The sequence below is a fragment of the Saccharothrix sp. NRRL B-16314 genome (assembly GCF_000716595.1).
In the GTDB taxonomy this organism is placed as follows: domain Bacteria; phylum Actinomycetota; class Actinomycetes; order Mycobacteriales; family Pseudonocardiaceae; genus Actinosynnema.
Genome location: NZ_JNXC01000037.1, coordinates 97920 through 109671 on the forward strand (window position 1 = coordinate 97920; position 11752 = coordinate 109671).

Below are 11752 nucleotides of genomic sequence, written 5' to 3' on the forward strand. Positions count from 1 at the left end.
GTGATCGTTATTGGGCTGATCGAGTGCGGACTACCCACGAAAAAGACGCTGAACTCACCATTGCGGGTGGATAGCGTCGAAGTAGTCGGGGGGTTCGACTGTTTCCGCCGCCTTGGTCAGCGGCGCCTTCCGGCTGCGCGTTTTTCCGCCGCGCACAACAGATCCGGGAGGATGTCCTTGTTGACCGCGAGATCACGACGGGTCGCCTTGGCCGTGCTGGCCGCGGCCGGGCTCGTCGCCACCACGGCCACCGGGGTGGCCGGCGCGACACCGGAACCGGCGCACCGCGACACCACCGGCACGACCGTGACACTGATCACGGGTGACCGGGTCGTGCTCCACGGCACGGCGTTCACCTCGGTCGTTCCCGGCCCCGGCCGCGAACGGGTCGGCTTCCACACGTTCCACCGCGACGGACGGCTGCACGTCGTCCCGCGTGACGCGACCCGGGCGCTCGGGGACGGCAGGCTCGACCCGCGGCTGTTCGACGTGACGGGGCTCGTGGAGGCGGGCTACGACGACGCGAAGCGCGACACCGTGCCGCTGATCATCACCGGCCGGCCGCGGACCGGTGTCCACGTCACCCGCGCTCTGCCTGCGGTCGACGCCGTGGCGACGCGAACCGCGAAAGCCGACGCGACCGCGACGTTCCGGTCCCTGGTGGACGACCCGGGCGTCAAGAAGATCTGGCTGGACGGCCTGCGCCACCCCAGCCTCGACCGCTCCACCGCCCAGATCGGCGCGCCCGCGGCCTGGCAGTCCGGGTTCACCGGCGCCGGCGTGAAGGTCGCCGTCCTCGACACGGGCGTGGACCAGCAGCACGTCGACCTCGCCGGCAAGGAGGTCGCCGAGCGGAACTTCACCGACGAAGCGGACACCGCCGACCTGGTCGGCCACGGCACGCACGTCGCCGCCACCATCGCCAGTGCCGGCGGGAAGTACCAGGGCGTCGCCCCGGACGCGCAGGTCCTCGACGGCAAGGTGTGCACCCTCAGCGGCTGCGCGGAGTCCTGGATCCTCGGCGGTATGCAGTGGGCCGTCGACCAGGGCGCCGACGTGGTCAACCTCAGCCTCGGCGGTGTGGACAGGCCCGGCCTCGACCCGCTCGAAGAGGCCGTGAACACGCTGTCCGCGCAGAGCGGCACGCTGTTCGTGGTGGCGGCGGGCAACTCCGGCCGGAGCGGCACGATCGGCTCGCCCGGCAGCGCCGACGCCGCGCTCACGGTCGGCGCCGTGGACCGGGAGGACGGCATCGCGCCGTTCTCCAGCCGCGGTCCGCGCACCGGCGACAACGCGGTGAAGCCTGACATCACCGCGCCGGGCGTGGACGTCGTCGCGGCCAAGTCCGCCACCGGCCGGCTCGGCACCCCGGTCGACGAGGGCCACGTGTCCATGTCCGGCACCTCGATGGCGACGCCGCACGTGGCGGGCGCGGCGGCGCTCATCGCCCAGCAGCACCCCGACTGGACCGGCGCGCGGATCAAGGCGACGCTCATGGCGGCGGCGAAGGACAACCCGGCGCTGACGCCGTTCGACCAGGGCGCCGGACGGGTCGACGTCGCCGAAGCCCTGACCACCGCGGTGACGTCCGACCCGACCAGCCTGGGCATGGGTTCCCAGCCGTGGCCGCACGACGACGACACCCCGGTCACCAAGGAACTGACGTACCGCAACAGCGGCCCGGACCCGGTCACGTTCCCCGTCTCCGTCGAGGCCAGGGGCCCGCGCGGCGAACCCGCGCCCGCCGGCCTGGTGACCGTCACCCCGGCGACGGTCACCGTCCCGGCGGGTGGTGAGGCGAAGGTGTCCGTCACCGCCGACACCAGGGTCGGCACGGTCGACGGCGTGTTCGCCGGCGTCGTCGTCGCGGGCGACCTCCTGCGCACGCCCGTCAGCGTCGACCGCGAGGTGGAGAGCTACGACGTCACCACGACGTTCCTCGACGCGAACGGCCAGGCACCGGCGTACTACAGCGGTGTTGTGATGGGCATGGACAACGACGTGTTCACATCCCTGGAGGGCGCTGACAACACCGTGACCACCCGTCTGCCCAAGGGCGACTACGTGCTGGCCGCGGACGTGGCGACCGGTGACCCGCAGGACGGCCCTATCGCCGTGCTGTTCCAGCCGTCCCTGTCGCTCACCGGGAACACCTCGATCACCTTCGACGCCCGCACCGCCAAGCCGGTCAGGATCACCGCACCCGATCCGGACCCGACACCGGGGCTCTCCGAACTCCGGTTGACGCGCACCTACCACGACACGCGGTACGCGCTCGGCCTGATGTTCTTCGAGGGGTTCCCCGACGGCCTGTCGCTCGGCGGCCTCGGCGAGGCGCTGCCGGACGACCAAGCCAACTTCATGCTGTCGACCCAGCTGGCCGGCGAGCAGGTGGGCACGACCGCAGTCCGCTACCGGTTCGCGTGGCTGGAGCACGGCCGGGTGCCGACCGGTTTCGTCCGCTCACCCTCCCGGCGTGACCTGGCCGAGGTGCGAACCGCGTTCGGACCCACGCCGGCCGGGCACGAGGTCAGGCACGGCGGCCTGCCCATCGCACCCGACGGCACCAGCCCGATGGGCACGCTGTTCCCCGTGCCCGAGGGCGGCGACGCGGTCGACTACCTCACCGCCGACGGCTTCCGGTGGCACTGGCTGATGACGCAGTGGGACTCCGCCGCCAGTGCCGTGGCCGACTTCTCGATCGACGAACGCACCTACCGCAACGGCCGCACACACGAGGAGCGGTTCAACTTCCCGGTGTTCGGCCCCGGCCTGCCGCCGTCCCGCTACGACTACCTGGCCCGGCTCGGCGACGACATCACCGTGCAGGTGCCGCTGGTCAACGACGCCGCGAACAACTTCGGCTGGACGATCACCGACTCCGCCCGCACGACCCTCTACCGCGACGGGCAGGAGGTCGGCGAGTCCCCGGCTTCCTACGGGCGGTTCACCGTGCCGCCCGGCCCGGCCGGCTTCCGGGCCGAGGTGGACCTCGTCCGGGCACCGGGGGTCTCCGAGTTCGGCACCCGCGTCACCGGCGCGTGGACGTTCCGCTCCGACACCGTCGCCGGTGGGCAGAGCCGCAGGCTGCCGCTGTCGGTGGTGCGGTTCGCGCCTCGGCTCGACGGCGACGGCGGCACGCCCGCGGGCCGGGTGCTGCGCATCCCGCTGACCGTGGAACAGCAGCAGGGCGCGGACAACGGCCAGGTTCGCGGGGTCCACGTCGAGGTCTCGTTCGACGACGGCAGGACGTGGTCCCGGGTGCCGGTCGTCGGCGGCGCGGCACTCGTGCGCAACGCCGACCAGGCGGGCTTCGCGTCGTTGCGGGCCAAGGGCTCCGACAGCAAGGGCAACACGTTCGAGCACTCGGTGATCCGGGCCTACCGGATCACCGGCTAGCCGGTGCGGAGGGGCGTCCACGTCGGACGCCCCTCCCCCACTACGGCAGGTTCGTGACGAGTTCGGAGGCCGGCACGCGGGTGCCCGTGTAGAACGGGATCTCCTCGCGCACGTGCCGCCGCGCTTCGGTGTTCCGCAGGTGCCGCATCAGGTCCACGATGCGGTGCAGCTCGTCGGCCTCGAACGCCAGCATCCACTCGTAGTCGCCGAGCGCGAACGACGCCACCGTGTTCGCCCGCACGTCCGGGTAGTCCCGCGCTTCCTTGCCGTGGTCGGCGAGCATGCGGCGGCGGTCCTCGTCGGGCAGCAGGTACCACTCGTAGGACCGCACGAACGGGTACACGCAGACGTACTTGCGGGGGTCCTCACCAGCCAGGAACGCCGGGATGTGGCTGCGGTTGAACTCGGCGGGCCGGTGCAGCGCGACCTGGCTCCACACCGGGGTGGAGGCGCGGCCGACGGCGGTGCGGCGGAACCCGCTGTAGGCGTGCTGGACCTGCTCGATCTCCTCGGAGTGCCACCAGATCATGTAGTCCGCGTCCGCCCGCAGGCCCGCCACGTCGTACACACCGCGCACCACGACGCCCTTGGACTCCAAGCCGTCCAGGTACTCCTGCGCCTCGGACGCGGCCGGGCCGCGGTCGTCGGGCAGGCGACCGGGCTCCACCCGGAAGACCGACCACATGGTGTAGCGGATGGTGTCGTTGAGCTCGTTGAAGTTCAGGCGGGCCATGAAGTCAATCCTCTCACTCAGCGGACGCGGCCGAGCACGTGAGCGGCGACACGGGCCGCCGCGGCGTCCGCCGTCGCGATGCACGCGGGGATGCCGACGCCGTGCAGCGTCGCGCCCGCCACCGCCAGGCCGGGCACGGCGGCGACCGCGTCCTCGATGCCCTGGACGAGGTCGAGGTGGCCCACGCCGTACTGCGGCAGGCCGCCGCCCCAGCGCGTTACGACGGTGTCGATGGGCCGGGCCGTGATCCCGGTCAGCTGGTGGAGGTCGTGCCGGACCGCCGCGACCAGGTCCTCGTCGTCGCGCTGCACCAGGTACGTCTCGCCGTGCCGTCCGACGCTGCCCCGCACGAGCACCGGTTCCCCGGCGAGGTGCGCCCACTTGCGGCTGGAGAAGGTGAACGCCTTCGCGGTGAACGGGACGCCGTCCGGCGCCTTCTCGCCCTCCGCCAGCAGCACACCCGAACGGTGGGGCAGCTCGGTGCCGGGCGGCAGGGCCAGCGCCACCAGCGCCATCGACGCCAGTTCGACCTCGGCGTAGCGGCGGGACGCGGCGGGTGCGACGTCGGCGAGCAGCTTGCGGGAGGCGGGCGCGGGCACCGCGAGCACCACACCGTCCACGTCCAGGTGCTGCGGCGCGGCGGCGGAGCCGATCTCCAGCCGCCAGTCCCGGCCTCGGCGGACCAGGGCGCGCACCGGCAGGCCCAGCCTGATGTCCGGCCTCGACACCTCGGCGAGCCGGGTGACCAGCGTCGACAGGCCGTCGCGGAGCGTGCCGAAGACCGGCGGTCGGGTGATCTTCGGCGGGAGGGGTGCGGGCATCGCGGTCGCGGCGGCGGCCATCAGCGAGCCGGCGCCCGAGTCGAGCGCGCGAGCGAGCTGCGGCATGGTCGCGCGCAGGCCCAGGACGTCCGTGCGGCCCGCGTACACGCCACCCAGCAGCGGCCCCACCAGGCGTTGTCCCACTTCGGGGCCGAACCGCTCGGTCAGCAGCGCGCCGACGGCGACGTCCGCGCCGTCCAGCCGGATCGGTGGCAGGTCGGGTTCCGCGGCGACCCGGCGCAGGCCCTCGCCGGACAGCACCTGCCGCACCGCTTCCGCCGAAGCGGGGACGCCCATCATGGTGTGCGAGGGGATGGGCCGGGTGTCGCCGTCGGCGTGGATGCTCGACGGCGCCGTCGTCGGGTGCGCCACCTGGTCTGCCAGGCCGATCTCGGCGACCAGGGCGGCGGCCTCGGGGCGGCGGTGCAGGAACGCTTCCGCGCCCACGTCGTAGGCACGTCCGCCGACCTCGACCGTGCGCAGCTTGCCGCCGAGCCTGCCGGCCTGCTCGAACACGGTGATCTCGGCCGACGGGCCGAGCAGCTGGCGCAGCCGGTGCGCGGCGGCCAGGCCGGAGATCCCGCCCCCGACCACCGCGACTCGCAGCGCCCTCATCGCGGTGTCATCCCCGCTCGTGCACCAGCTCGACGGCCCGCGTGATCATGTCCGGATCGGTGTCGGGCAGCACGCCGTGCCCGAGGTTGAAGATGTGGCCGGCGGCGGCCTCACCCTCGCGCTTGATCCGCTTGACCTCGCGTTCCAGCGCGGGCACGCCCGCGAACAGCAACGCCGGGTCGAGGTTGCCCTGCACCACCGGCTTCGGCAGGTGCGGCGCGGCCTGCTGGAGTCGTTCGACGGCGACGTCCAGCGGGGTGCGCCAGTCGACGCCCACCACGTCCGCGCCCGCCTCGCGCATCGCGGGCAGCAGCTCGCCCGTGCCGACGCCGAAGTGGATGCGCGGCACGCCGGTGACGCTCTGGAGCACCCTCGTCGAGTGCGGCAGCACGAACTCGCGGTAGTCGCGCAGGGACAGCGCGCCCGCCCACGAGTCGAACAGCTGCACCGCCTTCACGCCCGCCTGGACCTGTACCCGCAGGAACTCGGCGGTGATGCCGGCCAGGCGGCCGAGCAGCGCGTGCCACAGGTCCGGGTTGCCGTGCATGAGCGCCTTGGTGCGCTCGTGGTTCTTGCTCGGGCCGCCTTCGACCAGGTAGGAGGCGAGGGTGAACGGCGCGCCGGCGAAGCCGATCAGCGGCACGTCGCCGAGCTCCTTGTTCAGCAGCCTGATCGCGTCGACCACCGGCTGCACCTGCTCCTCGTGCAGCTCGGGGATCGCCTCGACGTCGGCTCCCGTGGCGACCGGCTTGGCCACGACCGGGCCGGTGCCGGGCACGATGTCCAGGTCGACACCGGCGGCCTTGAGCGGCACGACGATGTCGGAGAACAGGATCGCGGCGTCGACGTCGTGCCGGCGGACGGGCTGCAGGGTGATCTCGCAGACCATGTCCGGGTCCATGCAGGCGTCCAGCATCGCGGTGCCTTCGCGCAGCTTGCGGTACTCCGGCAGGGAGCGGCCCGCCTGGCGCATGAACCAGACCGGGGTGCGTGACGGCCGGCCGCCGCGCGCCGCGACCAGCAGCGGCGCATCGGCCGCGGTGCCGGTCGGTGTCCCGGTCTGCGTCCCGGCTCCGGTTCCGGTCCGGGCGACGGATTCGGCTTCGGCTTCGGTGATGTCGTTCATCTCGTTTCCTATCGTCCCACGCGTTGGACGGGCGGCGTCGTGAGGTCCGGCGTGCCGCGCTCACGTTCCGAGGTTCAGGGGCCTACAGTCCGTGCTGTGACGGAGCCCGAACTGTTCCAGCGGGCGGTGGCGACGCTCCGGTCGGTGCGAACCCGACCCGAACTGGAGTTGACCGAGGTGCGCCCGCCGCAACGGCTTGCGCCTTGGTCCTTCGCGTTGACCGCGGAGGTGACCGGGCCCGCCGACGAGCTGTCCACCGGACGGCTGGTGCTGCTGCACGACCCCGAGGGGGTCGAGGCCTGGTCCGGCGTGTTCCGGCTGGTGGCGTACGTGCGGGTGGAGCTGGACGCCGAACTGGCCGCCGACCCGCTGCTGCCCGAGGTGGGCTGGTCGTGGCTGGTGGAGGCGCTGGAGGTGTCGGGCGCCGCGTTCCTGGCGCTGGGCGGCACGGTCACCCAGACGTCCTCGGCCCGCTTCGGCGACATCGCCGGCCCCGCGCGCACCGACGACCTGGAACTGCGCGCCTCCTGGACCGCCGAGACCGCCGAACTGGCCGCCCACGGCACCGCGTTCTTCGACGTCATGGCCACCGCCGTCGGCCTGCCGCCCGTCGGTGTGACCACCCTCCGCTGACCCCGACCGGCCGCCGCCGACGCCCGTGAGCCGTCGGCAGTCGGCCTGGCTGCCGGCCGGGCGGTGGTCAGTCGTTGGCGACTGTGGTTCGCCATCGGTCAGTCGGCCTCGGCTCAGCCAGCGTCGGTCACACTGCGGCGGCAGTCGGCGGTCGGTCAGGGTCGGCGGTCAGTCGGCGTCGGCGGTCAGTCGGCGTCGGTCGGCGTCGGCGGCGGGTCGGCGGTGGTCAGTCGTTGGCGCGGAGGACGCGGAGGACGTTGCGGCCGGCCAGCTTGGCGCAGTCGTCCTCGCTCCAACCCCGGTCCAGCAGCGCCCCGACCAGGCTCGGGTAACAGGACACGTCCTCCAGCCCTTCCGGCAGGCTCCGCGTCCCGTCGTAGTCGCCGCCCAGCCCGATGTGGTCGATCCCGGCCACCTCGCGCGCGTGCTCCAAGTGCTCGACCACGTCGTCCATCGTCACCCTGGGTGTCGGGCCGGCGTCCGGCCAGGAGTCGATGAAGCGGTGCCGGGCGTCGAGGTCGTTGTGGCTCTCCCCCGCCGCGGCCATCGCGTCCTTGAGCCGGGCGTCCCACTCGACGTACGGCTGGGACACGAAGTGCGGCACGAACGTCACCATGCACACGCCGTCGTTGTCCCTGAGCCGCCCCAGCACGTCGTCCGGCACGTTGCGCGGGTGGTCGGCGACCGCCCGGCACGACGAGTGGCTGAACACGACCGGCCGGGTGGACACGTCCAGCGCGTCCCGCATGGTCGACGCCGCCACGTGCGACAGGTCGACCAGCATCCCGATCCGGTTCATCTCGCGCACCACGTCCCGCCCGAAGTCGGACAGCCCGCCGTGCACCGGCTCGTCGGTCGCCGAATCCGCCCACGGCGTGTTCTCGTTGTGAGTGAGGGTCATGTACCGCACCCCCAGCCGCCGCAGGGCGCGCAGCACGTCCAACGAGCCGTTGATGCTGTGTCCGCCCTCCGCGCCGATCAACGACGCTATCCGCCCGTCCCGGAACGCCCGTTCGGCCTCGTCCGCCGTGGTCGCGATGGCCAGGTGCTCCGGGTAGCGCGCGGCGAGGGAGTGGACCAGCTCCACTTGCTCCACGACGGCGGTGACCGCTGCGTCGCCCGCCAGTCGGCAGGGGACCCAGACGGACCAGAACTGCATCCCCAACCGGCCGTCGCGTGCCCGCACCAGGTCCGTCTGCAACGCCGGCTGCCGCGTCGTCAGGTCGACGACCGAGACGGCGGCGGCGAGGTCGCCCGGTGTTGACTTTTCACCGATTTGCCCCTCGGTGACCAGATCGCGCAGGGCCCAGGGCAGGTCGTTGTGCCCGTCTACCAGGGGCACGCGGGCCAGCAGTTCCTCGGCCCTGGCCCGACCCGTGGTGCTCGCCACCCGCAACTCCTAGATGTCGTCGTGAGAACCGCTCGCGTTACGCGCCCTAACGAGTTGTCAGCCGATCGTGTGACAACAGGAGCCATCAGTGACAACTCATTCGGGATAGATACCCGATTGATCGTCCCGTAGACCCGCTTGGGCGGCTACGCTGCCCCAGACGACACCACTTTCGGTCGATCAGTGGCGCGGCTGATTGGACGAAAGTCCCGGTGCCGGTCGGGGGGCACGACCGACTCCAGGGAGGTAGTGACGTGGCTGCCGTCGGCTTAGGTCAGGCCGTTCGTACCACGCCAGCCGGCTCGTTGCCGGCGAACATGGTCCCGCACCCGCGGGAGGAGCTTTTTTCAGTGCTGGTGGTCGACGACCACCCACTGCTGAGGGAGGCGATATCGGCTCGGCTCACCCAGATGGGAGCCGGGACAGTGCATGAGGCGGCTTCGGTCGCGGAGGCTCGGGCGCGGGCACTCGCGACAGGACCGTGCGACCTCGCGATCCTCGATCTGGGTCTGCCGGATGGCACCGGCATCGACCTGGTCACGGAACTCCGTGCCCAGGGCTGGCCCCGCATCGTGGTGCTCGCGTCCTCCGACGACCCCTACGCGGTCAGGTCGGCCTTCCAGGCGGGCGCTCAGGCGTACCTGCTGAAGTCCGCCTCGCCGATGGTGGTCACCGACGGGGTGCGCAGGGTGCTCGATGGTGGCGTTTACGCAGATCCGAGCGTTGCGCCCGTGCTTGCCGCGGGCACGAGGGTGCCGGGCACCGACAACACGCCGCGGGAGCTGTCCGCGCGTGAGGTCGAGGTCCTCCAGCTGGTCGCCGATGGCCAGAGCAACAAGGAAATCGGCGAAGCGCTCAGCCTTTCCGCGCTGACGGTGAAGTCTCACCTGTCGCGGATCGGGCGCAAGCTGGGCACCGGGGATCGGGCTCAGATGGTGGCGCTGGCCATGCGTGCCGGCGTGATCCGCTGAGCAGGTCGGCACACTGAACCGGCCGAACACACCCGCGAGTGGTGCGTTCGTCGTAGGGTCTTCCGCCGTGGACGTACCCTCCGACGAGCCAACCGAACCAACCGGTGCTGATCCGGTGCCGCTGGTGGAACCCGCTGACGGCGTTCCGCCTGTCGTCGCCGACGCACCGTCGCTCCGGCGTGCCGCTGATGCGCTCGCCGGAGCGACGGGTCCGGTTGCGGTGGACACCGAGCGAGCCTCGGGATACCGCTACTCGCAACGGGCCTACCTGGTGCAATTGCGCCGGGAAGGCGCCGGGACCGTGCTGGTCGATCCGATCGCCCTTGGCGGCCGGATAGATCCGCTGGTCGAGGCGCTGGACGGAACTGAGTGGGTGTTGCACGCGGCGTCGCAAGACCTGCCGTGCCTCGCCGAACTCGGGCTCCGTCCGAGCGCGTTGTTCGACACCGAGCTGGCGGGCAGGCTGGCCGGGTTCGAACGGGTGGCGCTGGGAACGCTCGTCGAGCGGCTTTTGGGCTTTCGGTTGGAGAAGGGGCACGGTGCGGCCGACTGGTCGCGCCGCCCCCTTCCCGCCGACTGGCTCAACTACGCCGCACTCGACGTGGAACTGCTGGTCGAGCTGCGTGACGTGCTCGAACAGGAGCTGAAGCGGCAGGGGAAGCTGGAGTGGGCCCTCGAGGAGTTCGAGGCCGCCCGCCTGGCACCCCTGCCGCGTCCACGTGCGGAGCCTTGGCGCCGCACGTCGGGCATCCACCGGATCCGCAACCCCCGGCAGCTGGCCGCGGTGCGGGCGCTGTGGGAGGCGCGGGACGCGCTGGCCCGTGAACGCGACATCGCGCCGGGCCGGGTGCTGCCGGACGCGGCACTGGTCGACGCGGCCGTGCGCGCCCCGGCGGACGAGGCGACGCTGTCGGCGTTGCCGGTGTTCCGGGGTCGGGCGCAGCGCCGCATGGTCGGCGTGTGGCTGGGCGCGTTGCAACGCGCCGCGGCACTGCCGAAGTCCGAGCTGCCCGAGCCCTCACAGCAGCACGACGGTCCTCCACCCGCCAACCGGTGGGCGGACAAGGACCCGGCCGCCGCGGCCCGTCTGGCAGCCGCACGGACGGCTTTGACGGCGGTTGCCGAGGCGAACACCCTGCCGGTGGAGAACCTGCTGTTGCCGGACCTCGTGCGCCGGACGTGCTGGCAGCCGCCCGAGGACCTCTCGCCCGAGGGCGTGGCCGAGACCCTGCGCGCCGGCGGCGCTCGCAGCTGGCAGATCACCCTCACCGCCGAGGCCTTGTCCAAGGCCCTGGCCCCACCCCCCACCCCGTGAGTCCTACGTTCACGTCACGTGAGTCCTACGTTCCGAACACGTGAGTCCTACGTTCGGAACACCCGAGTTTAACGCTCAGCACTCCAGGCCCGGTTCGAGGTCGGCACCGTCCGACCTCGAACCGGGGTCTTCCTCCCCTGAGTGACGGGCCGAGAGTTCACGGCGGGCGAGGCGGCGCACGGCCGCCACGGCGGCGTCACTCAGGAACGAACGGACCACGACGCCCTCCAGGGCCTCGTCCTTGGACGGCATGCGCAGCACGTACGCCACGTCCAGTTCCCCCAGGGTCAGGCCCACGCGCGCGTACTCGTCCAACTCCTCCGCGAACTCGGGGTGCCCGATCTCCCGGGCAGTGGCCAGCACTCTCACCAAGGCCTTGAACGCGGGCGAATTCGGCCTGTGCTGCCAGCCCTGGCGCGCGACGAACTCCTCGCCTTGCCGCTGCGCTACCTCATCGTCGGTCGGCGGCACGACGGGCGCGATGGCGACCTCGACCGTGCCCATCGACTTGTGCAGCGACTTGTCCGGGTCGTCCAGCGCGGCCAGCACGTCGCGCACCGCCGCGATCGTCATCCCGCCGACCTCGACCATCGCCCGCACCAGGCGCAGCCTGCGTTCGTGGACCTCGCCGTAGCGGGCCTGGTTGGGGCTGGTCAGCTCACCGGCCGGGAGCAGCCCTTCCCGCAGGTAGTACTTGATCGTCGGCACCGGCACGCCGGCCGTGCGACTGAGTTCCGCGATGCGCATGT

At 72.1% G+C, this 11752-nt stretch carries 9 protein-coding genes; 4 read left to right on the plus strand and 5 right to left on the minus strand.

Features of this window, described 5'->3' with window-relative positions:
- The first annotated feature begins 171 nt into the window (after positions 1-171).
- Positions 172-3399 carry a S8 family serine peptidase gene (locus OQ02_RS34190; RefSeq protein ID WP_081916136.1) on the plus strand — a complete coding sequence of 1076 codons (3228 nt, stop codon included), beginning with the start codon at positions 172-174 and terminating at the stop codon, positions 3397-3399.
- 40 nt (positions 3400-3439) lie between these two features.
- Here OQ02_RS34190 and hemQ read toward each other — a convergent pair whose 3' ends face one another.
- From hemQ to hemE, 3 genes are read right to left on the minus strand one after another with little or no spacing between them, the layout of a single operon-like run.
- The gene (gene hemQ / locus OQ02_RS34195; RefSeq protein WP_033442788.1) at positions 3440-4132 is read right to left on the minus strand and encodes a hydrogen peroxide-dependent heme synthase; all 693 of its coding nucleotides are present in this window, start codon (positions 4130-4132) and stop codon (positions 3440-3442) included.
- A 17-nt stretch (positions 4133-4149) separates the two neighbouring features.
- Entirely contained in the window at positions 4150-5568 is a 1419-nt protein-coding gene (gene hemG / locus OQ02_RS34200) for a protoporphyrinogen oxidase (RefSeq protein ID WP_081916137.1), read from the minus strand.
- A 7-nt stretch (positions 5569-5575) separates the two neighbouring features.
- Positions 5576-6694, minus strand: a complete 1119-nt coding sequence (gene hemE, locus OQ02_RS34205) for a uroporphyrinogen decarboxylase (RefSeq protein WP_081916138.1) — start codon at positions 6692-6694, stop codon at positions 5576-5578.
- 96 nt (positions 6695-6790) lie between these two features.
- Between hemE and OQ02_RS34210 the strand changes: the two genes are divergently transcribed.
- A complete protein-coding gene (locus tag OQ02_RS34210; RefSeq protein ID WP_033442789.1) occupies positions 6791-7327 on the plus strand; it encodes a DUF3000 domain-containing protein in 537 nt (178 codons plus the stop codon).
- 226 nt (positions 7328-7553) lie between these two features.
- Here the strand turns inward: OQ02_RS34210 and OQ02_RS34215 are convergent, their stop codons facing one another.
- Entirely contained in the window at positions 7554-8717 is a 1164-nt protein-coding gene (locus tag OQ02_RS34215) for a dipeptidase (RefSeq protein ID WP_033442790.1), read from the minus strand.
- Between the two features lie 254 nt (positions 8718-8971).
- Here OQ02_RS34215 and OQ02_RS34220 point away from each other — a divergent pair, with 254 nt between their 5' ends.
- Entirely contained in the window at positions 8972-9688 is a 717-nt protein-coding gene (locus OQ02_RS34220) for a response regulator (RefSeq protein WP_015099292.1), read from the plus strand.
- 67 nt (positions 9689-9755) lie between these two features.
- Positions 9756-11003 (plus strand): ribonuclease D, encoded by a 1248-nt coding sequence (locus OQ02_RS34225; RefSeq protein ID WP_033442791.1) that lies wholly within the window; start codon positions 9756-9758, stop codon positions 11001-11003.
- A 75-nt stretch (positions 11004-11078) separates the two neighbouring features.
- Here OQ02_RS34225 and OQ02_RS34230 read toward each other — a convergent pair whose 3' ends face one another.
- On the minus strand, positions 11079-11750 hold the full coding sequence (locus tag OQ02_RS34230; protein ID WP_033442792.1) for a MerR family transcriptional regulator: 672 nt from the start codon (positions 11748-11750) through the stop codon (positions 11079-11081).
- Positions 11751-11752: the final 2 nt, after the last annotated feature.

What these genes read in the sequence shown, in the direction of transcription:
- hemQ (WP_033442788.1), bottom strand. Translation starts at nt 4,132, where the DNA reads ATGGCCCGCCTGAACTTCAACGAGCTCAACGACACCATCCGCTACACC.
- OQ02_RS34190 (WP_081916136.1), top strand. Translation starts at nt 172, where the DNA reads ATGTCCTTGTTGACCGCGAGATCACGACGGGTCGCCTTGGCCGTGCTG.
- hemE (WP_081916138.1), bottom strand. Translation starts at nt 6,694, where the DNA reads ATGAACGACATCACCGAAGCCGAAGCCGAATCCGTCGCCCGGACCGGA.
- OQ02_RS34230 (WP_033442792.1), bottom strand. Translation starts at nt 11,750, where the DNA reads ATGCGCATCGCGGAACTCAGTCGCACGGCCGGCGTGCCGGTGCCGACG.
- hemG (WP_081916137.1), bottom strand. Translation starts at nt 5,568, where the DNA reads ATGAGGGCGCTGCGAGTCGCGGTGGTCGGGGGCGGGATCTCCGGCCTG.